This is a genomic window from Pseudomonas sp. FG43 (assembly GCF_057809175.1).
On sequence record NZ_JBMDJL010000015.1, the window covers coordinates 17,071 to 37,339 of the forward strand.

20 protein-coding genes and 1 riboswitch are annotated in these 20,269 nt (G+C 60.0%); of the genes, 5 read left to right on the forward strand and 15 right to left on the reverse strand.

Annotated elements, in window-relative coordinates:
* Position 1: 1 nt before the first annotated feature.
* From ACODS3_RS17520 to cobO, 6 genes are read right to left on the reverse strand one after another with little or no spacing between them, the layout of a single operon-like run.
* A complete protein-coding gene (locus tag ACODS3_RS17520; protein ID WP_489035472.1) occupies positions 2-1,462 on the reverse strand; it encodes a cobyric acid synthase in 1,461 nt (486 codons plus the stop codon).
* Complete coding sequence (gene cobD / locus ACODS3_RS17525; protein WP_489035474.1) at positions 1,459-2,460, reverse strand: threonine-phosphate decarboxylase CobD; 1,002 nt, start codon at positions 2,458-2,460, stop codon at positions 1,459-1,461. The genes ACODS3_RS17520 and cobD overlap by 4 nt, the downstream gene beginning before the upstream one ends.
* Complete coding sequence (cbiB, locus tag ACODS3_RS17530; RefSeq protein ID WP_489035476.1) at positions 2,453-3,361, reverse strand: adenosylcobinamide-phosphate synthase CbiB; 909 nt, start codon at positions 3,359-3,361, stop codon at positions 2,453-2,455. Before cbiB ends, cobD begins: the two co-directional genes overlap by 8 nt.
* On the reverse strand, positions 3,358-4,008 hold the full coding sequence (gene bluB / locus ACODS3_RS17535) for a 5,6-dimethylbenzimidazole synthase (RefSeq protein ID WP_201017247.1): 651 nt from the start codon (positions 4,006-4,008) through the stop codon (positions 3,358-3,360). Before bluB ends, cbiB begins: the two co-directional genes overlap by 4 nt.
* The gene (locus tag ACODS3_RS17540) at positions 4,005-5,300 is read right to left on the reverse strand and encodes a cobyrinic acid a,c-diamide synthase CobB (protein WP_489035478.1); all 1,296 of its coding nucleotides are present in this window, start codon (positions 5,298-5,300) and stop codon (positions 4,005-4,007) included. The genes bluB and ACODS3_RS17540 overlap by 4 nt, the downstream gene beginning before the upstream one ends.
* A gap of 10 nt (positions 5,301-5,310) precedes the next feature.
* Positions 5,311-5,922 carry a cob(I)yrinic acid a,c-diamide adenosyltransferase gene (cobO, locus tag ACODS3_RS17545; RefSeq protein WP_200999963.1) on the reverse strand — a complete coding sequence of 204 codons (612 nt, stop codon included), beginning with the start codon at positions 5,920-5,922 and terminating at the stop codon, positions 5,311-5,313.
* A gap of 92 nt (positions 5,923-6,014) precedes the next feature.
* Positions 6,015-6,236, reverse strand: a riboswitch (cobalamin riboswitch).
* 105 nt (positions 6,237-6,341) lie between these two features.
* Between cobO and ACODS3_RS17550 the strand changes: the two genes are divergently transcribed.
* The gene (locus tag ACODS3_RS17550) at positions 6,342-7,661 is read left to right on the forward strand and encodes a PQQ-dependent sugar dehydrogenase (RefSeq protein WP_489035480.1); all 1,320 of its coding nucleotides are present in this window, start codon (positions 6,342-6,344) and stop codon (positions 7,659-7,661) included.
* Between the two features lie 151 nt (positions 7,662-7,812).
* On the opposite strand, the gene ACODS3_RS17555 is transcribed toward ACODS3_RS17550, so the two are convergent.
* From ACODS3_RS17555 to ACODS3_RS17580, 6 genes are all read right to left on the reverse strand, one after another.
* Positions 7,813-8,361 carry a C40 family peptidase gene (locus tag ACODS3_RS17555; protein WP_200999965.1) on the reverse strand — a complete coding sequence of 183 codons (549 nt, stop codon included), beginning with the start codon at positions 8,359-8,361 and terminating at the stop codon, positions 7,813-7,815.
* A gap of 84 nt (positions 8,362-8,445) precedes the next feature.
* Positions 8,446-9,123 carry a C40 family peptidase gene (locus ACODS3_RS17560; RefSeq protein WP_304574404.1) on the reverse strand — a complete coding sequence of 226 codons (678 nt, stop codon included), beginning with the start codon at positions 9,121-9,123 and terminating at the stop codon, positions 8,446-8,448.
* A gap of 75 nt (positions 9,124-9,198) precedes the next feature.
* Positions 9,199-9,963: an NAD-dependent deacylase gene (locus ACODS3_RS17565; protein ID WP_489035483.1), complete on the reverse strand. Its 765-nt coding sequence runs from the start codon at positions 9,961-9,963 to the stop codon at positions 9,199-9,201.
* Positions 9,957-10,661, reverse strand: a complete 705-nt coding sequence (gene hda / locus ACODS3_RS17570; protein WP_200999968.1) for a DnaA regulatory inactivator Hda — start codon at positions 10,659-10,661, stop codon at positions 9,957-9,959. Before hda ends, ACODS3_RS17565 begins: the two co-directional genes overlap by 7 nt.
* Positions 10,662-10,866: 205 nt before the next feature.
* Positions 10,867-11,940, reverse strand: a complete 1,074-nt coding sequence (locus tag ACODS3_RS17575; protein WP_201017251.1) for an AI-2E family transporter — start codon at positions 11,938-11,940, stop codon at positions 10,867-10,869.
* 49 nt (positions 11,941-11,989) lie between these two features.
* Complete coding sequence (locus ACODS3_RS17580) at positions 11,990-13,075, reverse strand: DUF2066 domain-containing protein (RefSeq protein WP_201017252.1); 1,086 nt, start codon at positions 13,073-13,075, stop codon at positions 11,990-11,992.
* A 471-nt stretch (positions 13,076-13,546) separates the two neighbouring features.
* On the opposite strand from ACODS3_RS17580, the gene purM reads away from it, so the two are divergent.
* The 4 genes from purM to ACODS3_RS17600 all read left to right on the forward strand — a co-directional run bounded on the left by purM (position 13,547) and on the right by ACODS3_RS17600 (position 16,399).
* A complete protein-coding gene (gene purM, locus ACODS3_RS17585) occupies positions 13,547-14,605 on the forward strand; it encodes a phosphoribosylformylglycinamidine cyclo-ligase (RefSeq protein ID WP_117185134.1) in 1,059 nt (352 codons plus the stop codon).
* Entirely contained in the window at positions 14,605-15,255 is a 651-nt protein-coding gene (gene purN, locus ACODS3_RS17590; RefSeq protein WP_200999971.1) for a phosphoribosylglycinamide formyltransferase, read from the forward strand. Before purM ends, purN begins: the two co-directional genes overlap by 1 nt.
* Before the next feature lie 8 nt (positions 15,256-15,263).
* Entirely contained in the window at positions 15,264-15,977 is a 714-nt protein-coding gene (locus ACODS3_RS17595; RefSeq protein ID WP_201017253.1) for a DUF3108 domain-containing protein, read from the forward strand.
* Positions 15,978-16,219: 242 nt separating this feature from the next.
* Positions 16,220-16,399, forward strand: a complete 180-nt coding sequence (locus ACODS3_RS17600; RefSeq protein ID WP_200999973.1) for a hypothetical protein — start codon at positions 16,220-16,222, stop codon at positions 16,397-16,399.
* Between the two features lie 44 nt (positions 16,400-16,443).
* Here the strand turns inward: ACODS3_RS17600 and ACODS3_RS17605 are convergent, their stop codons facing one another.
* From ACODS3_RS17605 to relA, 3 genes are all read right to left on the reverse strand, one after another.
* Positions 16,444-16,983: a DUF2058 domain-containing protein gene (locus ACODS3_RS17605; RefSeq protein WP_201017254.1), complete on the reverse strand. Its 540-nt coding sequence runs from the start codon at positions 16,981-16,983 to the stop codon at positions 16,444-16,446.
* Between the two features lie 30 nt (positions 16,984-17,013).
* On the reverse strand, positions 17,014-17,847 hold the full coding sequence (gene mazG / locus ACODS3_RS17610; protein ID WP_489035487.1) for a nucleoside triphosphate pyrophosphohydrolase: 834 nt from the start codon (positions 17,845-17,847) through the stop codon (positions 17,014-17,016).
* Between the two features lie 97 nt (positions 17,848-17,944).
* Positions 17,945-20,185, reverse strand: coding sequence for a GTP diphosphokinase (relA, locus tag ACODS3_RS17615; RefSeq protein ID WP_201017256.1), 2,241 nt, complete (start codon positions 20,183-20,185; stop codon positions 17,945-17,947).
* Positions 20,186-20,269: the final 84 nt, after the last annotated feature.

Sequence of the window (20,269 nt, forward strand, 5' to 3'; positions counted from 1 at the left end):
TTCAATTCGCCTCCAGGCCGCACAGCTCGCGCAACAAACGGCCATCGAGGTGTTTTTCCACCAGGTCGGCCAGACGCTCGATATCCCGCTCGCGCAGCCCGTGATAATCCACCTGCTGCACATCCTGCAAACCCGCCCAGCGCAGCAGTGCGCTACACGCGGCAGGCGACTCGAACAGGCCATGCAGATAAGTGCCGAAAATCTGCCCGTCCGCACTTTGCGCGCCATCACAACGGCCATCGTCCAGACGTACGGCTGCGTTTTCCAATGCAGCGCCGCTGGTGACACCCGCGTGGATTTCATAGCCACAGACTTCGGCGTCTTCCAGCGCCAGGCGTCCGCGCACATTACGCAACTGCTTCTCGGCTTCCAGCACCGTGCTCATGTCCAGCAAGCCCAGACCGGGGCTGGAACCTGCCGCGCCCTCAAGGCCCAACGGATCATGCAACTGCTGGCCCAGCATCTGCAGGCCGCCGCAAATACCCAGCAGCTTGCCGCCATAACGCAGATGCCGGTCAATCGCAGTGTCCCAGCCATTGGCGCGCAGGTAAGTCAGGTCGCTGCGCACACTTTTCGAGCCCGGCAGAATGATCAGATCAGCAGGAGGCACAGGCTGACCGGGGCCGATGAATTGCAGATTGACCTGCGGATGCAGGCGCAGCGGATCGAAATCGGTGTGGTTGCTGATGCGCGGCAGCACCGGCACCACGACGTTCAACACTTGCTCGACCTTGTCGGTCTGACGTCGATCCAGGCCGTCTTCGGCTTCCAGATGCAAGTCCATCACATACGGCAACACGCCCACCACCGGCTTGCCGGTACGTGCTTCGAGCCAGTCCAGCCCCGGTTGCAGCAGCGCGATATCGCCACGAAAACGGTTGATGACAAACCCTTTGACCCGCGCCTGCTCGCTGGGTGACAGCAACTCCAGCGTACCGACCAGATGCGCGAACACGCCGCCGCGATTGATATCGGCGACCAGCAACACCGGGCAATCCACCGCTTCGGCAAACCCCATATTGGCGATGTCGTTGGCGCGCAGATTGATCTCCGCAGGCGAACCGGCACCCTCCACCATGATCACTGGATAAGCCTCGCCCAGGCGCTGGTGCGACTCCAGCACCGCTTTCATCGCGATCTCTTTATAGCCGTGATAGGCCACCGCATTCATGGTAGTGACAGCGCGGCCATGAATGATGACCTGTGCTCCGGTATCGCTATTGGGCTTGAGCAGCACCGGGTTCATGTCGGTGTGGGGTTCAAGCCCGCAGGCCTGGGCCTGTACAGCCTGGGCACGACCGATCTCCCCGCCGTCTGCCGTCACCGCGCTGTTGAGCGCCATGTTCTGCGGCTTGAACGGCACCACCTTGACGCCCTGACGGGTCAGCCAGCGACAAAGCGCGGTTACCAGCGTGCTTTTGCCAGCATCGGACGTCGTGCCTTGCACCATCAACGTGGTCATGGGGTTTCCTTGCGGTATTCAAGCAGTACATTTTCCAGGCGCAGCCAGTCGGCCTCTTCGCAAGGCAGACCAAAACGCAGACTGGTGACCGAACCCTCACCATCGAACAAGCGCAGCAACACGCCACGCCGGGCAAAGAAGTCATGCAGGGCTTGCGCCTGCTCCGTGATCACCCACTGGAACAGCGCGCAGCCACCCTGCGGGCTCAGGCCGTTATTGCTGAGCAATGTCGCCAATCGCTGGCTGGCCTGATCGCAGCGCAAGCGCTGCCGGGCATGGCCTTCCAGATCACCCAGGCACACCTGACCCAGAATCCGTGTCGGGCCGCTGACCGCCCAAGGGCCGATTTCCGCCGCCAACGCCTTGAGCAAACCCGGCTCAGCCAGCACGAAACCCAACCGCACACCGGCCAGACCAAAGAACTTGCCGAACGAACGCAGCACGATCAAACCAACCCGCCAGGTTTCGGCCGCCAGACTCGCGTCAGGCGTGTTGTCCATGAATGCCTCATCGACCACCAGCCAGCCGCCGCGCTCGGCCAGACGAGCGTGCCATTCCAGAAGACGTTCCGAGGTCAGGTGCAGGCCCGTGGGATTGTTGGGATTGACCACCACCAGCACGTCGAGGCTGTCCAGGAAGTATTCCACTTCATGTTCCCGGACTTCGCGCACCAGAAATCCGCTTTTGCGCCAGGCATGGGCATGTTCGGCATAACACGGCGACAGGACCCCGACCCGGCAGGTGCTGCGCACACGTGGCAGTGCCTGGATCGCCGCTTGCGACCCGGGCACCGGCAACAGATGAGGCACGCCGTAATAAGCACAGGCTGCGGCCTCCAGACCATCATCGTTTTCCGGCAAGCGTGCCCAGGCCTGTGGCGCAATGTCTGGAATCGGCCACGCCCAGGGCGCGATGCCGGTGGACAGGTCCAGCCAGTCAGCGCGGTCGATACCGTAATGTTGCGCTGCCGCCCGCAGGCGACCACCGTGCTCAAGCATAGAACTCGGCCCCCATGCACAAGATCAGCAACCACAGCCAGACGCCTCTCTGCACCAGTTGCCAGCCGCGGTCGATAGCATTCGCATCGGCCGGCACACCCTCGCCCAGTTGCGGACGCTGATGCAGCTCACCGTGATAGATCGCCGCGCCACCCAGCTCAACACCCAGGGCACCGGCACCGGCCGCCATCACAGGCCCGGCATTGGGGCTGTCCCAGGTCGGCCCTTGGGTTCGCCAGCAACGCAAGGCAAGGCGAGTCTTGCCCAGCAGTGCGTAGGTCAAGGCCACCAGACGCGCAGGAATGTAGTTGAGCAGGTCATCGATTTTCGCCGCCGCCCAGCCGAAGCGCTCGAAACGCTCGTTGCGATAACCCCACATGGCATCCAGCGTATTGCTCAGTCGGTACAGCACAACGCCGGGCGCACCGGCCACCGCAAACCAGAACAGCGCGGCAAACACCGCATCGCTGCCGTTTTCCAGTACGGACTCGGTTGCCGCACGAGCAACTTGCGTCTCGTCCAGTTCGGCTGTCTGGCGGCTGACCAGATAACCGACCCGGCGACGCGCTTCATCCAGATTGCCCGAGCGCAGGGCCTGAGCAACCGGCTCCACATGTTCGCCCAGGCTGCGCAGCCCCAGCGCACAATACAGCGCCAGAATTTCCACCAGCCAGCCGACATAGGGCAACCAGCTCAAGAGTGTTGCCAGCAGGGTCAATGGCACCACGGCCAGAAACCAGGCCGTGACGCCATGGCTGCGCCAGCCGCGACCGCCGGAATTGAAACGCTGCTCTATACGGTCGGCCAGACGTCCGAACGCCACCAGCGGATGTGAGCGTTTCGGCTCGCCGAGCAACGCATCCAGCGCTACACCGGCAACGCTCAACAGCGCCACACTCATGGACTCACTCCCCATTGATTTTCATACAGCAATTCATTGAGTGGCCGAGCCTGCGCCCAGCCTTCCAGCACCAGCATCGGTGCAGGATAAAACTCTTTCACCGGCCCCAGACACAGAATCGCCAGGGGTTTTGCGCCTTCGGGCATGCCCAGCAGGCTGGCCAGTTGCTGCGGGTCGAACAGCGACACCCAGCCCATGCCCAGCCCTTCGGCGCGGGAAGCCAGCCACAGGTTCTGGATCGCACAGGACAAGGACGCCATGTCCATTTCCGGCAAGGTCCGGCGACCGAAGATATGCTTCTCGCGGTCCTCCATGAGCGCGGCGACCAACACCTCGGCGCAATCGCTGATGCCCTCGACCTTGAGCTTCATGAATTCGTCGGCACGCTCGCCCAGGGCTTCGGCGGTACGCACCCGCTCCTCCTCCACCTGAGCCTGCATCTTCGCCCGCAATGCCGGGTCGCTGATGCGGATAAAACGCCAGGGTTGCATCAAACCGACACTGGGCGCCTGATGCGCCGCTTCAAGCAAACGTGCAAGCAGTTCAGGCGCCACGCTGCCGCCACTGAAGTGACGCATGTCGCGACGCTCGGCAATCGCCCGATATACCGCTTCCCGCTCCTGGGGGCTGAACGCTTGATCGGTCATGGTGTAAACAGCGCCGCAACCGCCTGAGGATTGGAAGGGAAATAGAAATGAACGTAAGAGGCTGTCAGACGCCCGTTGCGGTACACCGCCTCTGCGCCTCGTCCGCCATTGGGGCTGACGCCACGGGCAATGGGCTGCAACTCGGTGCTGGTCAGGGAATGGTGATAGGTGTGTCCGCGCAGCAAGCCTTCAGGCAGCTCGACCGCTTGCAACGCCAACGCCGCCAGACGCTTTTGCATCACCGCCTCGCCATTCAGCAAGCCTACCAGTTCTGCCCGCTGCCCTTCGACATCGGTCAGGGCATCGAGCAGATACAACATGCCGCCGCACTCGGCCAGGATCGGCTTGCCCGCCTGATGATGGGCACGAATCGCCGTCAGCATCGGAGCGTTTTCGGCCAGAGCAACATGGTGCAGTTCAGGGTAACCGCCGGGCAGATACAGGCTGTCGGCCTCGGGCAACCGGCTATCGCGGATCGGCGAGAAGAACGACAGCTCCGCGCCCATGGCCCGCAACAGATCGAGACTCGCGCCATAGGCAAAGGCAAAGGCCTCGTCACGAGCAATCGCGATACGCACGCCAGCCAATAAAGGTTCGGCGGGCAACGGGTCCGGCGCATTGAAAGTCACAGCGGGCGGCAAGGCCACTTCACAGGTGCTGGCCAGCGCATCGGCGGCGGCATCCAGACGCAGGTCCAGATCGTTGAGTTCACTGGCCTGTACCAGCCCCAGATGACGGCTCGGCAATTCGATACCGGTTTCACGGGAGAGCGCGCCATACCAGCGCAGGCCTTCGGTCAGGCTGCCTTCGAGCAACTGCGCATGACGCACGGTGCCGACCCGATTGGCCAGTACTCCGGCGAACGGCAAGTCCGGCTGGTAACGCGCCAACCCCAAAGCCAGCGCCCCGAAGGTCTGGGCCATGGCCGTGCCATCGATCACGCCCAGCACCGGAACGCCGAAATGACGAGCCAGATCGGCGCTGGACGGCGTGCCGTCGAACAGCCCCATCACACCTTCGATCAGGATCAGGTCTGCCTCATCGGCCGCTTCCCACAACAAGCGTCGGCTTTCATCGGCTCCTACCATCCATAGATCCAGTTGATAGACCGGCGCGCCGCTGGCCCGCTCCAGAATCATCGGGTCCAGAAAGTCAGGCCCGCACTTGAACACACGGACCTTGCGGCCCTGATTACGGTGCAAGCGTGCCAGCGCAGCGGTGACCGTGGTCTTGCCCTGCCCGGACGCGGGCGCGGCAATCAATACTGCCGGGCAATGACGCGGCGCTCTCATAACGGTTTACTCACAACTCGATGCCTTTTTGCGCACGAATTCCGGCCTGGAACGCATGCTTGACTACGCCGATCTCGGAAACGGTATCGGACAGATCGATCAATTCGGGTTTGGCGCCACGGCCGGTCACCACCACATGCTGCATCGGTGGACGGGCTTGCAGGTCACTCAGTACTTGTTCCAGATCCAGATAGCCGTGCTTGAGGGCGATATTCAGCTCATCGAGGATCACCAGCCCGATGCTCGGGTCGCGAAGCATTTCACGGGAAACTTCCCAGGCGGCTTCAGCGGCAGCGATATCACGCTGACGATCCTGGGTTTCCCAGGTGAAACCCTCGCCCATCACGTGGTAACGCACCTGCTCGGGGAAACGCCGGAAGAACAGTTCTTCGCCGGTGCTGTTGCGGCCTTTGATGAACTGCACCACGCCGCACTGCATGTCGTGCCCCATGGCCCGGGCGAGCATGCCGAATGCAGAGCTGCTTTTACCCTTGCCATTGCCGGTCAATACCAGCAGCAAGCCACACTCGTTGGGAGCGTTGGCAATACGCTCGTCAATTACCGCCTTCTTGCGCAGCATGCGCGCCAGATGACGTTCGTCACGTTCGGGGGATTCGTTCATCTCAGCTCTCCGCTTGAGGACACGCGAAAGCAGACGGAAGGACAGCATCAGACAGCACGGCAAAGCCCTGCGCAGAGCATCGCCCGCCGTGATGCTGTTGAGTGGATCAGGCCGGTCTCCGGGCTCATGAGCAGGCATCTGCCTGACCTGCGCGCCTTCCCGTGTCCTGGGACACAGTGGCATCGAGCGCAGTCTTGACTCATTTACCGTTGCGGGGGCAGCGCCGGGATCGGAGTTGCAATGCCTCCTCACCGGCTTCCCTGTTTCACTTTGCCAATCGAGGACTGCAAAGCACCTGAAACAAGCCGCGAAGGGTAGAGGGTTGGGGTGGGAGCGTCAATCGACACAACAGGATTGAACCTCGACAGTGCAGGTATCTCCTATCTTTTAACTGACCACTGACCGTTATGGAGATCGGCATGTTCACACTTAAACCGCAGCTTGCCTTGCTGCTTCTGGTTGCCGGGGGCCTTGTAGCCTGCGGCGAGTCCTCGACACTGCAAGTCTCGGATGGCACCGGCCCTTCGCCCAGGCTGCCCGAGCCGAACAAGACCCTGATCCCCACCGTCAATATCGCGCCCGCCGTGGGCTGGGAAAAGAACGCCAAACCGGTCGCAGCGCCCGGCACTCAGGTCGCGGCGTTTGCCGAAGGGCTGGATCACCCGCGCTGGCTATACGTACTACCCAATGGCGACGTGCTGGTCGCGGAAACCAATGCGCCGCCCAAACCTGACGACTCCAAAGGCATACGCGGCTGGGTCATGGAAAAGGTCATGAACCGTGCCGGGGCTGGCGTACCCAGCGCCAACCGAATCACCCTGCTACGCGACAAAGACCACGACGGCGTGGCCGAAACGCGCACGGTCTTTCTGCAAAACCTCAACTCGCCCTTCGGCATGACGCTGGTGGGCAACAAGCTCTATATAGCCGACACCGACCGCCTGATCAGCTTCCCCTATGAAACCGGCCAGACCTCCATCAACGCCCAGCCGACCAAGGTCGTCGACTTGCCTGGCGGCACGCTCAACCATCACTGGACCAAGAACGTGATCGCCAGCAAGGACGGCAGCAAGCTGTACGTCACTGTCGGCTCCAACAGCAATGTGGGCGAAAACGGCATGGATCAGGAAGAAGGCCGCGCCGCGATCTGGGAAGTGGACGCTGCCACCGGCCAACACCGGATTTTCGCCTCGGGCCTGCGCAACCCCAATGGCATGGACTGGGAACCACACACCGGCAAGTTGTGGACAGCCGTCAACGAGCGCGACGAGATCGGCAGCGATCTGGTGCCTGACTACGTCACCTCGGTGCAGGATGGCGGCTTCTATGGCTGGCCCTACAGCTATTACGGCCAGAATGTAGATGTGCGGGTCAAACCCCAGAAACCGGAACTGGTCGCCAAGGCCATCTCCCCGGATTACGCGGTCGGCCCGCACACGGCATCGCTGGGGCTGGTGTTCGCCGATGGCAAGACACTGGCGGCGCCGTTCAACGAAGGCCTGTTCATCGGCCAGCACGGCTCATGGAATCGCAAGCCACACAGCGGCTATAAAGTGGTGTTCATCCCCTTCAGCGGCGGCAAACCCACTGGCGCACCAGTGGATGTACTGACCGGCTTCCTGAGTGCAGACGAAAAAGCCCAGGGGCGCCCGGTGGGTGTGGTCAATGACCAGCATGGCGGATTGTTGGTAGCGGATGACGTGGGCAACAAGATCTGGCGAGTGACGTCAGTGAAATGACCCACGCCCCGGTAGAGGCTCTGCGCTCGGTCATGCCGCGTTGAAAACAGGCTGGGTAGGAGCGAATTTATTCGCGAGAGGCCTGTACATCCGAAGAAAATGTATAGGCCTTCAATGACGTCTCGCGAATGAATTCGCTCCTACGCGGGTGTTAATTATGCAGCTGTGCGTTCTGCGCCAGGTTCGAGGGCTGGATCACGCGCTTGGCGTTGAGATAGGCCTTTTGCCAATACGGCTTGTCCAGGCTGTCCAGCTTCACCGTGCCACCGGTCGCCGGGGCATGCACGAAGCGCCCCTCTCCGACATAGATGCCCGCATGGGAAACCTGCGAGCCACCCGATGTTGCGAAGAACACCAGATCACCGGATTGCAGTTGTTCACGCCCGACATTCGGCGCACCCATCACGATCATGTCGCGGGTGGAGCGCGGCAACGAGATACCCGCCGCGTCACGATACACATAGCCGATCAGGCCACTGCAATCGAACCCCGAATCCGGCGTGTTGCCACCCCAGCGATAAGGCGTGCCGACCAGCCCAAGCGCACGGAACAGTACGTCTTCGGCAGCCTGGGAGAGAACTTGCGGGGGAGCAGAAAGCACCGGGCGTTGAACGACACGGGACTGAGGAGGTGGCGAGCTGGCACAAGCACCCAGCAACGCAGCGATGGAGATGACCGCCAGACGTAACGTAATCGACATAACCACAACAACCTGATCTGGATGCGGCCTACGCTGCCGAGAATCGAAAAAGGCAGACAGGCTCATGCCTGTCTGCGTATCACATCATTTATGGCGCTTGATTGTAGTCGATGTCATTGCAGTGGTCTGGGCTGGCTCACTGGAAGGAGCCATTGCCAGAGCACGCTTGGCTTCGATGAAGGTCTTGCTCCAGTAAGCGTCATCGAGGCTGTCGATGCGCACACCACCACTGCGGCGGCTACTGGAATGGATGAACTGATCGTCACCCAGGTAAATGGCTGCGTGGCTCACACGACCACGACCACGGGTGCTGAAGAACAGCAGATCACCGGGCTTGAGGTCATTACGCGAAACCAGAGGCGCATTCACGTTGATCATTTCGCGAGTGGAACGCGGCAGGCTCATGCCAGCCTCTTCGCGGAACAGATAACCGATGAAACCGCTGCAATCGAAACCCGAAGTGGTCGAAGAACCACCGAAACGGTAGCGCGTACCGATCAGGGACTTGCCACGCTCAAGGATGCTGTCGGCCAGAACCGGCAACTGGTAAGGCTTGTTGTCAGCAAAACCGGCCAGTTCGTCTTCGGTGGCGAGTTCTTCCTGCAACATGGCTGCGTCTGCACGGCGAGCAGCAGACTGCGAGCTGGTGGAATTCGTGTACTGCGGTTGTTGCTCTTGAGATACCGGTAAATTGGCAGAGCAACCAAACAAAAAAGTAACGAGTGCGAGGGGCACGAGGGGTGCGAAGCGAACTACTTGCATGGGCACGACCGTGGCTGAACTGTTAAGAAGGCGAGACTATGCCCGCTATCAAGATGATTTGCAAATTCAATCGAATCAAATGTGACTTATGAGTTTTTCCATGACATGTGCCGCTCGGCACTTCAGAAAAACGTCCATCTGCGCGCTGTGATCGGTGGCCGCCGGATTGATTTCTGCGGTGAATCCCCCGCAAATACGGGTGCGCAGCACAGGTTCGTGGATATAGGGGAAGCTGGCGGTGGTGCCGATGCTCAGCACTGCATCAAAGCCTTTGGCCATCTCCTCATAAAGTGTTTCAAGAGCTTGCTCCGGCAACATCTCCTGAAACAGCACGACGGACGGTCGCAAAACGCCACTACATTTCTCGCACAAGGGCGGCAACGGACGTTGCAGGTGTTCACTCAAATGAGGGTCTTTTTCGCCACAGGCCTGGCAAAAAAGTGGAGCCATTTGCCCGTGGATCTCGATCAGGCGCTCAGGCGGGCTGCCTGCGGCGCGATGATAGCCATCGACGTTCTGGGTCAGCACCCAGCATTCGGGCTTGATCCTCTGCAATTGAGCAATGGCGTAATGCGCAGCATTGGGCTGCCCGCCAAGACAGGCCTTGCCCAGCTCGGCAATGTACTTCCAGCACAGTTCGGGATCACGGCGCAGCATCGGCCCCGACAAGGCCACCTCGATCGGCAGGCCATCATCGGTCTTGCCGTTATACAGCCCGCCAACACCGCGATAGGTCGGCAGACCCGAATCAGCCGAAAGCCCCGCGCCGGTAATCACCAGGATCCGCTGAGCATGGCGCAGTGCTGCCGCCGTCTGCATCAGCAAGGTCTGATCTACCAACCCAGGGTTTCCTTCAAGAAGGGAATGGTCAGCTTGCGCTTTTCCTGAAGAGAGGCCTGATCAAGACGCTCCAGCAACTCGAACAAGGCGCTCATGCTGCGCGTGCCGCGGGTGAGGATGAAATGCCCGACTTCGTCGGTCAGGTGCAGGCCGCGACGGGAAGCACGCAGTTGCAGGGCGCGCAGCTTGTCCTCATCGGACAGAGGGCGCATCTGGAACACCAGCGCCATGGTCAGTCGGGATTTGAGGTCAGGCAGCTTGACCGGCAACTCGCGTGGCGACTGGGAGGCGGCGATCAGCAGGCGACGCCCGCTGTCACGCAAACGGTTGAACAGATGAAACAACGCTTCTTCCCACTCCGGCTTGCCCACTACCGCTTGCAGGTCGTCCAGGCAAACCAGCTCGTACTGTTCAAGGTGATCGAACAGCTCGACGCCTTCATCGATCACTTCGGCCAGAGGCAGATACACCGAAGGCTCACCCATCTGCTCGAAGCGCAGGCACGCGGCCTGAAGCAAGTGCGTACGACCCACGCCATCCTTGCCCCACAGATAGATCAGGCTTTCCGTCCACCCCGCATCGGCCTCGCACAGGCGCTCGACATAGCCGAGTGCCGCAGCATTGGCGCCGGGATAGTAATTGATGAAAGTGGCGTCATCACGCAGACGAACACTCAGGGGCAGCTGAATCGGTTTCATGCTGGCTGACACGGTTCAGGCGAACCGCTAAGGGCCTCTGGGAAAGTGCGCAAAGTTTATACCCGTGACGGCGACGGCACAATGCGCCATACCCCAAGCAAAATCAAAGACTTGCGCTTTGGCGCTACAAACCTTCGCCAACCGGGCCTGCATGACCCTGTTGGCGAAAATGTCTGAGCGCCGGATTCAGGAGAACGACAAAGCTCTATAGATCAGGGTCTTCCATGCCGCCGTAGACTTCGGAGCTCTTATAAATGTCATGAATATGACGCACCAGCACCATGATCACTGCCGCTACCGGCAACGCCAGCAGAATGCCGGTAAAACCGAATAGCTCGCCACCGGCCAGAATCGCAAAGATCACTGCCACCGGATGCAGACCGATCCGGTCGCCCACCAGCAACGGCGTGAGCACCATACCTTCGAGCATCTGGCCAATCATGAACACGGCAACGATGCCCAGCAGCGGATACAGCTCGCCGCCGAACTGGAACAACCCGGCAACCAGTGCAGCACCGATACCGATCACAAAGCCCATATAAGGCACGATGGCCGCAAGCCCAGCGATCACGCCGATCAGAAGCCCAAGCTCAAGACCGACCAGCATAAGGCCAGCCGCATAGATCACCCCCAGACCGACCATCACCAGCAACTGGCCACGAATGAACGCACCCAGCACCTCATGGCATTCGCCGGCCAGTTTCACGACCTGATCCTCACGATGGCGAGGCAGCAGGCCACGGACCTTGCCCATCATCAGGTCCCAGTCACGCAGCAGGTAGAAACACACCACCGGGATCAGCACCAGATTGGTCAGCCAGCCGATCAGCGCAAGGCTCGATGCCGTGGCTTGCGACAACACCACGCTGACGATATCCCCCGCCTTGCCCATGTGCTCGGAAATTGCCGTCTTGACCTTGTCGAACTTCCAGAAACCGTCAGACAAGCCGAACTTGGCTTGCACCCACGGCAAAGCCGTATGCTGCAACCAGTCGAGAATCTGCGGGGCCAGCTCATAAAGACGGAACAACTGCTTGGCCAGCATCGGCACCAGAACCAGCAGCAGCGCCATCAGCACCAGCGTGAACAGACCGAATACCGCCACCACCCCCAGCGTTCTCGACATCCCTAACCTTTCAAGACGATCAACCAGCGGATCACCCATATAGGCCAGCAGCAGCGCTACCAGAAACGGCATCAGAATCGGATGCAGCATAAATATGAACGCAGCCAGCAGAGCAATCCCGCCAAGCAAGTACCAACGCCTTGTATCAGTCATCAATGACCCCAACCCCAGGAAAAAACGTACTCCGGCACTCTTTGCCAGGCTACCAACGGAAATACAGTTGCGGTGCAGACACCGGGACAATCGTTGGCGCGCCGGCAGAAGGAGCAGGCGGCGCACCGGCATCGACTGGCGCGGCTGGAGCAGTTGGCGCAGTGGTAGCGGTCGCAGCTTCGCTGGCAGGCACTTCCTGCAATTTTGCCAGGGACAATTGCGAGCGTAGCTGCTCCGGGCTGCTCGTGACTTCAAAAGTCACGCGATCAGCCTCGACCGACTGGAGCCTGGCGCCAAAGGGTTCAAGCAGATTAAGCAATTGTGCATAACGCTCCAGCGTCATGCCTTGCACCTGGAATACCAGCCCGGTGGACGCCCCCGGCTTGGCCACAAAGCGTGGCGCCAGACGCTGGCTCACTGCCAGAAGAACGGAATCGGCCAACGCTTCTGGATTGGCGCCGGTGGCGGTGCCCTGCTCGCGCTGATCACCCAGCCACAACCGCCACTTGCCCTGCCATTGTCCGGCCTCTTCCTTGGCATGCACGGCAAGAATGGCGTCGGCGCCATAACGCTCGGAAGCTTCTTTCAACGGCGTGACATCGTTGCTTTCAAGATGCTGCGCCGTACCAATGCCCTGCTCGCTCAGGTCAGCCAGCGGCAGACGCAAAGGCATGCCACGATGCTGGGCTGCACGGCGCAGGGGCTCGGCAGAAGTCTGGCCATCGCCGACCAGATTGGAACCTTCGGTGGAGTCCAGCAGCCACCAGCCCAGGATCGACGGGCGATTGCTGCCCCATATCGACAGGCCGGCCTGACGCAGGGAACGGTCGGTAGTGGCCGGATCGAAATCCACCAGCAGGGTTTCAGGCGGGCCGGCTTCATAGCCGTACTGGCTGATGATCTGTTGCGGATCCTTGCGCAACTCGGCCAAGGCCGAACCCTGGGCAGCCTTGGTATCGCCGGTCAGGCGCACTACCAGTGTTTCAAGGGCAGCCTGAGTCGCGCGGGTACGCTCCTCGGGCGACTGGCCGCTGACAGTTTCACGCACTTGATACAAATTGCTCACGGTCTCGGCAAGGCCGGGCAGGCTGAACAGGGACAGGCAGCCGACGAAAAGGAATCTAGAAAAACGCATGGACAGTTCCCGAACGGAAAAAACGGTATTTACAGGCGGTGTGAAAACGTAGCGAGCGAAGGTCAGGCAAGGCGAAAACAGGCGAGGAAGCGGAGTCTACGTGTTGTAAATGAGCATTCCGAGCCTGTTTTCAACGCAGCATGACCGAGCGCAGTAGTTTTCACATAGCCTGTTGAGACCGTATAAAGATGCTCAACATGCCTCAGACAGCAGGTCCTTGCCAATCATTCACATAAAATTACAGCTTATTAAGGAAGGCCTGAATCGCCGATCCGGATTTTATTTTTGCCTGATACCCCCCTGCCCGTCGGCCCAAGGATGGCTCACGGGCAGCAAGCCTGATAAAATCGCGCGCCTTCGCAGACTGGCGATGGTGGCGGCCTGAAATGGCACTGCGCGAAAGCGCAACCTTGAACCGGCCCCGCCGCAGCGGTCGATACCCCCGAATCCCCCCTAAAGGCCTGGATTTTTATGAGCAAGCAACCCTCCCTGAGCTACAAAGACGCCGGTGTAGACATCGACGCCGGTGAAGCATTGGTCGAACGCATCAAGAGCGTCGCCAAGCGCACCAAGCGTCCGGAAGTCATGGGCGGCCTGGGAGGTTTCGGCGCCCTCTGCGAAATCCCAGCCGGCTACAAACAACCGGTTCTGGTTTCCGGCACCGACGGCGTAGGCACCAAGCTGCGTCTGGCCCTGAACCTGAACAAGCACGACAGCATCGGCATCGATCTGGTCGCCATGTGCGTCAACGATCTGGTGGTCTGCGGTGCAGAGCCCCTGTTCTTCCTCGACTACTACGCCACCGGCAAGCTCAACGTCGACACGGCGGCTCAGGTCGTGACCGGTATCGGCGCGGGCTGTGAACTGGCCGGCTGCTCGCTGGTTGGCGGCGAAACTGCCGAAATGCCTGGCATGTACGAAGGCGAAGACTACGACCTGGCCGGCTTCTGCGTCGGCGTCGTGGAAAAGGCCGACATCATCGACGGCTCGAAAGTCGTTGCCGGTGACGCCCTGCTCGCTCTGCCATCGTCCGGTCCGCACTCCAACGGTTACTCGCTGATCCGCAAGATCATCGAAGTGGCAGGTGCCGATATCGAAAACATCCAGCTGGACGGCAAGCCTCTGACCGACCTGCTGATGGCGCCAACCCGCATCTACGTCAAGCCGCTGCTCAAGCTGATCAAGGAAACCGGCGCGGTCAAGGCCATGGCCCACATCACCGGTGGCGGCCTGCTGGACAACATCCCGCGTGTACTGCCGGAAGGCGCACAAGCCGTGGTCGACGTTGCCAGCTGGCAACGCCCTGCGGTATTCGACTGGTTGCAGCAGCAAGGCAACGTCGAAGAAAACGAAATGCACCGCGTCCTGAACTGCGGCGTCGGCATGGTTATCTGCGTTGCTCAGGAGCACGTTGAAACCGCCCTGAACGTACTGCGCGAAGCGGGCGAGCAGCCTTGGGTCATCGGCCAGATCGCCACCGCCGCCGAAGGCGCAGCACAAGTCGAGCTGAAGAACCTCAAGGCGCATTGATGTCTGCCACCTGCGATGTCGTAGTGCTGCTTTCCGGCACCGGTGGCAACCTGCAAGCCATGATCGACAGTTTCAAGGACGGGGCCAGCCCCGTCCGTATCCGGGCCGTCATTTCCAACCGTGACGATGCGTTCGGTCTGCAACGCGCCAGAGACGCAGGTATCGAAGCCTGCGTCCTGGATCACAAGGCATACGAAGGCCGCGAAGCCTTCGATACCGCCCTGATGAAACTGATCGACACCTTCAAGCCACAGCTCGTGGTACTGGCCGGATTCATGCGCATCCTGACGGCGGACTTCGTTCGTCACTACCAGGGTCGCCTGCTCAATATCCACCCTTCCCTGCTCCCTCGCTACAAAGGCCTGCATACCCATCAGCGGGCTCTGGAAGCCGGGGACACCGAACACGGCTGCAGCGTGCATTTCGTCACCGAGGAACTCGATGGCGGACCACTGGTCGTACAGGCTGTGATTTCGGTAGAGTTGCAGGATTCGCCAGCCACACTTGCGCAGCGAGTCCATGTTCAGGAACACCGGATTTACCCGCTGGCCATACGCTGGTTCGCCGAAGGCCGATTGAGGCTTGGCGATGAAGGCTCATTACTGGATGGCAAGCTGCTTCCGCCCACCGGACACTTGATTCAAAACTAGGAGATACCATGCGTCGTGCCTTGCTCTTCGCTTTCGCTCTGTTCGCACTGCCTGCGGCACATGCAGCAGATCTTCAACCCTTCTCCGCAAGCTATACCGCCGACTGGAAACAGCTTCCAATGAGCGGTACAGCCGAACGCAGCCTGGAAGCCGGCCCCAACGGCACCTGGACCCTCAACTTCAAGGCCTCGATGATGATCGCCAGCCTGACGGAAGTCAGCACGCTGAAAGTCGACAAGGACGTGATGCTGCCTCAGACCTACAACTTCGAGCGTAGCGGCCTGGGCAAATCCAAGAAGGTTGATCTGGCCTTCGACTGGAACGCCAAGTTCGTGACCGGCAGCGACCGTGGCGACGCGATCAAGCTGCCGCTCAACCGTGGCGTTCTCGACAAGTCCACCTACCAACTGGCCCTGCAGCATGACGTGGCAGCCGGCAAGAAGAGCATGAGCTATCAGGTCGTCGATGGTGACGAAATCGATACTTATGACTTCCGTGTGCTGGGCTCGGAAACGGTCGCCACCAAGGCAGGCCAGGTCGATGCCATCAAGGTCGAGCGCGTACGTGACCCGACTCAAAGCAAGCGCACCACCGTGCTGTGGTTCGCCAAGGATTGGGACTACCTGCTGGTCCGCCTGCAACAGGTCGAAACCGACGGCAAGGAATACAACATCATGCTGTTGGACGGTACTGTGAATGGCAAGGCTGTGAAGGGTAGCTAAGCCTCTTTCGCGAATGAATTCGCTCCTACAGCAGGGGCGAATTCATTCGTGAACCCTTCATGAAGAATCCTTCATTTCCCCCTCGCAAAACCTGAAAGCCCCGCCATTCAAAGCCTCCAGCCCCGCAAAAAGTTCAATGGGCCAGTACCGCAAAAATTGCCTGTTTACTTAGCAAGCTAACCGATTCTATAAAAGAGGCCTGCGACACATCGCCGCAGTTTCTAGAGTCAGGAGCTATCAATATGACCGTAAAAGTTACTGAGCGTGACGAAGCCCACCTCTCTCATGAAGCCGTTGCCGATGGCATTCAGATCTGGGACGTTTACCAACAAGACCAGTTGGTCGGGATGTTTCACGTAGAGTCGGACGCCTATCGTTACAAGGCGGAGCTGGAAGAGCAGGAAAACCAGCGGACTCACTAAAATTCGAGAGAAAAACAAAACCCGCTAAAAGCGGGTTTTGTTCCTTACCACATCAGGTCGTCAGGTACCTGATAAGCCGCGTACGGATCGTCGGCATCCGGGGCTTCGGTTGGCGTATTGAGCAACACGATACGACGCGGATCGCGCTCCTGAATCTTCAAAGCCGCTTCACGGGGGATGATTTCGTAACCACCGCCATGATGCACGATGGCCAGCGAGCCGCTGCTCAGCTTGTTGCGCATCAGGGCGTTGACCGAGATACGCTTGACCTTCTTGTCATCGACGAAGTTGTAGTAATCCTCGGTGGTCAGCTTGGGCAGACGCGAGACTTCGATCAATTGCTTGATCTGCGCGGTGCGGGCCTTGGCCTCGGCCTTCTCCTGCTGCTGACGATTGAGCTCCTGGTCGCGCCTGGCCTTTTCGGCCTGAGCCTCTTGGGCCGCACGCTTTTGCGAGTCATCGATCTGGATCTGGCCCTTGTGCGCCAGACGCTGTTCTTTCTGCTTTTCTTTGCCGACCTGCTTGGCCTGCTTTTGGTTGACCAGACCTGCCTTGAGCAACTGGTCGCGAAGGGAAAGGCTCATTGTCTACTCGCTTATGCAGATACCACACGCTCAGCCGCAGCCGGGCGCGTTCTTTTCCTGACGTTTGGCTTCGCCCCACAGAGCGTCCATTTCTTCGAGAGAGCACTCTTCGATGGGACGCCCGGCATGATGCAATGCCTGTTCAATAAATCGGAAGCGCCTGTCGAATTTGCCATTGGCCGAGCGTAGCGCAGTTTCCGGGTCAACTTTAAGATGCCGGGCCAGATTGACGACCACAAACAGCAAATCGCCGACTTCCTCGGCCATGCCCTGGGCGTCGTTCTCGGCCATGGCTTCAAGTACTTCATCGAGCTCTTCACGAATCTTGTCGACCACCGGCAAGGCGGCGGGCCAGTCGAAACCGACCTGAGCAGCACGCTTTTGCAGTTTGACCGCACGGGACAGCGCCGGCAAAGCCGTGGGCACATCGTCGAGCAACGAAAGCTGCTCGGGCGCACCCGCCTTCTCGGCGCGCTCCTGAGCCTTGATCTCATCCCAGCGCCGATTGACCTCTTCGTCGGTCAGGCGCGGTGTTTCCAGCGGCGCATACAGCTCGCCGGTCGGGAACACATGGGGATGACGCCGCAGCAACTTGCGGACGATGCCGTCTACAACACCCTCAAACTCGAAACGGCCCTCCTCCTTCGCCAACTGGGCATAGAAGACCACCTGAAACAGCAGGTCTCCCAACTCACCGGGAAGATGATCGAAATCGCCCTGCTCGATGGCATCGGCCACTTCATAAGCTTCTTCCAGCGTATGAGGCACGATACTGGCGTAAGTCTGCTTCAGATCCCACGGACAACCGTATTGCGGGTCGCGCAGACGGGACATGAGATTGAGCAGATCGGTGATTGAGTGCATGGGGCTCCTTTACAGTCGCAGCTGAAAGCTGAAAGCTACAAGCGGCAAGCTAGAAGACAAACGAGCTTGCAGCTTAAAACTTGCAGCTTGACGCCGACTACGGCGTCCTGTTACGCCGTGTCTCGATGATGTTCGGCAACTGGGCAATACGCCCCAGCAATCGACCCAATGCATCCAGCCCCGGAATCTCGATGGTCAGAGACATGAGCGCGGTGTTGTCTTCCTTGTTCGAGCGGGTGTTGACCGCCAGAACGTTGATCCGCTCGTTGAGCAGGACCTGGGTGACGTCACGCAGCAGCCCGGAGCGGTCGTAAGCGCGGATGATGATGTCCACCGGATAGGTGAGCACCGGCACTGGCCCCCAACTGACCTGAATGATTCGCTCGGGTTCGCGGCTGCTCAGTTGCAGCACCGACGCACAATCCTGACGGTGGATGCTCACGCCGCGGCCCTGGGTGATATAGCCGACAATGGCGTCCCCCGGCAGCGGCTGGCAGCAGCCGGCCATTTGCGTCATCAGGTTGCCGACGCCCTGGATCTGAATGTCGCCGCGCTTGCCCGGCTTGTAGCCGGTGGCCTTGCGCGGAATCAGCTCCACATCGTTGATACGCTCAGGCTCGACCTGCTGCTGGGCAAGGTTGACCAGTTGCGCCAGACGCAAGTCGCCTGCACCGAGGGCGGCGAACATGTCCTCGGCAGTCTTGTAGTTGGCCTTGTCCGCCAGCTTCTCGAAATCCACCAGTGACAGCGCCAGACGTGCCAGCTCGCGTTCAAGCAGGGTTCTACCCGCCGCAACGTTCTGGTCACGGGCCTGCAACTTGAACCAATGGACAATCTTGGCCCGCGCCCGCGACGTGGTGATGTAACCCAAGTTCGAGTTCAGCCAGTCGCGGCTCGGGGTCCCGTGCTTGCTGGTGATGATCTCGACCTGCTCGCCGGTCTGCAGGCTATAGTTGAGCGGCACGATCCGGCCATTGATCTTCGCGCCACGGCAGTTGTGGCCGATCTCGGTGTGTACCCGATAAGCGAAGTCCAGCGGTGTCGAGCCCTTGGGCAGGTCGATGGCGTGGCCGTCCGGGGTGAAGACGTAAACGCGATCCGGCTCGATATCGACCCGTAACTGCTCCGCCAGACCGCCGATATCCCCCAGCTCTTCGTGCCATTCCAGCACCTGACGCAGCCAGGAGATTTTCTCTTCGTAGTGATTGGAGCCGGATTTGACGTCGGTGCCCTTGTAGCGCCAGTGCGCACAAACACCCAGTTCGGCCTCTTCGTGCATGGAATGCGTGCGGATCTGGACTTCCAGCACCTTGCCTTCCGGCCCGATGACGGCGGTGTGCAACGAGCGATAGCCGTTTTCCTTGGGGTTGGCGATGTAATCGTCGAACTCCTTGGGAATGTGTCGCCACAAGGTATGCACGATCCCCAGCGCGGTGTAGCAGTCGCGCATTTCCGGGACCAACACCCGAACGGCACGCACGTCATAGATCTGGCTGAAAGCCAGGCCCTTGCGCTGCATTTTGCGCCAGATGGAATAGATGTGCTTGGCACGCCCGCTGATATCGGCCTTGACGCCAGTGGCCAGCAGTTCGTTTTCCAGTTGCGACATCACATCGCTGATGAACCGTTCGCGATCCAGGCGCCGCTCATGCAGCAGCTTGGCGATCTGCTTGTATTGCTCAGGCTCAAGGTAGCGGAAAGACAGGTCTTCCAGCTCCCACTTGATATGACCGATGCCCAGGCGATGGGCCAGAGGCGCATAGATGTCGAAGACTTCACGGGCCACGCGGTTTCGTTTTTCGTCGTCGGCATTCTTTACCGCACGAATCGCACAGGTACGCTCGGCCAGCTTGATCAGGGCCACGCGCACGTCATCGACCATCGCCACCAGCATCTTGCGCAGGTTTTCCACCTGCGCCTGACTGCCCAGCACCAGAGACTGGCGAGGGCTGAGGCTGGCACTGATCGCCGCCATGCGCAGTACGCCATCAATCAGCTTGGCGACCGTCGAGCCAAATCGCTGTTCGACATCCTGCAAGGGAATCACGCCTTCGCGCACACCCCGATAGATGACGGCTGCAATCAGGGAGTCCTGATCGAGCTTGAGGTCAGCCAGGATTTCCGCAATTTCCAGACCGGTCTGGAAACTGGAAGTACCGTCTGCCCAATGATTCTTTAAAGCGTTGTCCTTCTGCTCGGCTTGCCGGGCAAATTCGCAGGCCTCTTTCATGGCCTCCCGGTCCAGGACCAGATCGACGCTGACAATATGATCAAGCCATGCGTCGAGGTTGATACTGCCGTCTGTGTTTATCGGCTGGTGCGCTCTCACCTGTACCATGCTGCTTACCTTCCCTACGGCGCGATGAATAGCGCCATCAGTCGCCAGCCTTCTTGAGCGAATGCCACTTGCCGGGCAAGCAAG

What these genes read in the sequence shown, in the direction of transcription:
- ACODS3_RS17520 (WP_489035472.1), bottom strand. Translation starts at nt 1,462, where the DNA reads ATGACCACGTTGATGGTGCAAGGCACGACGTCCGATGCTGGCAAAAGC.
- cobD (WP_489035474.1), bottom strand. Translation starts at nt 2,460, where the DNA reads ATGCTTGAGCACGGTGGTCGCCTGCGGGCGGCAGCGCAACATTACGGT.
- cbiB (WP_489035476.1), bottom strand. Translation starts at nt 3,361, where the DNA reads ATGAGTGTGGCGCTGTTGAGCGTTGCCGGTGTAGCGCTGGATGCGTTG.
- bluB (WP_201017247.1), bottom strand. Translation starts at nt 4,008, where the DNA reads ATGACCGATCAAGCGTTCAGCCCCCAGGAGCGGGAAGCGGTATATCGG.
- ACODS3_RS17540 (WP_489035478.1), bottom strand. Translation starts at nt 5,300, where the DNA reads ATGAGAGCGCCGCGTCATTGCCCGGCAGTATTGATTGCCGCGCCCGCG.
- cobO (WP_200999963.1), bottom strand. Translation starts at nt 5,922, where the DNA reads ATGAACGAATCCCCCGAACGTGACGAACGTCATCTGGCGCGCATGCTG.
- ACODS3_RS17550 (WP_489035480.1), top strand. Translation starts at nt 6,342, where the DNA reads ATGTTCACACTTAAACCGCAGCTTGCCTTGCTGCTTCTGGTTGCCGGG.
- ACODS3_RS17555 (WP_200999965.1), bottom strand. Translation starts at nt 8,361, where the DNA reads ATGTCGATTACGTTACGTCTGGCGGTCATCTCCATCGCTGCGTTGCTG.
- ACODS3_RS17560 (WP_304574404.1), bottom strand. Translation starts at nt 9,123, where the DNA reads ATGCAAGTAGTTCGCTTCGCACCCCTCGTGCCCCTCGCACTCGTTACT.
- hda (WP_200999968.1), bottom strand. Translation starts at nt 10,661, where the DNA reads ATGAAACCGATTCAGCTGCCCCTGAGTGTTCGTCTGCGTGATGACGCC.
- ACODS3_RS17575 (WP_201017251.1), bottom strand. Translation starts at nt 11,940, where the DNA reads ATGACTGATACAAGGCGTTGGTACTTGCTTGGCGGGATTGCTCTGCTG.
- ACODS3_RS17580 (WP_201017252.1), bottom strand. Translation starts at nt 13,075, where the DNA reads ATGCGTTTTTCTAGATTCCTTTTCGTCGGCTGCCTGTCCCTGTTCAGC.
- purM (WP_117185134.1), top strand. Translation starts at nt 13,547, where the DNA reads ATGAGCAAGCAACCCTCCCTGAGCTACAAAGACGCCGGTGTAGACATC.
- purN (WP_200999971.1), top strand. Translation starts at nt 14,605, where the DNA reads ATGTCTGCCACCTGCGATGTCGTAGTGCTGCTTTCCGGCACCGGTGGC.
- ACODS3_RS17595 (WP_201017253.1), top strand. Translation starts at nt 15,264, where the DNA reads ATGCGTCGTGCCTTGCTCTTCGCTTTCGCTCTGTTCGCACTGCCTGCG.
- ACODS3_RS17600 (WP_200999973.1), top strand. Translation starts at nt 16,220, where the DNA reads ATGACCGTAAAAGTTACTGAGCGTGACGAAGCCCACCTCTCTCATGAA.
- ACODS3_RS17605 (WP_201017254.1), bottom strand. Translation starts at nt 16,983, where the DNA reads ATGAGCCTTTCCCTTCGCGACCAGTTGCTCAAGGCAGGTCTGGTCAAC.
- mazG (WP_489035487.1), bottom strand. Translation starts at nt 17,847, where the DNA reads ATGCACTCAATCACCGATCTGCTCAATCTCATGTCCCGTCTGCGCGAC.
- relA (WP_201017256.1), bottom strand. Translation starts at nt 20,185, where the DNA reads ATGGTACAGGTGAGAGCGCACCAGCCGATAAACACAGACGGCAGTATC.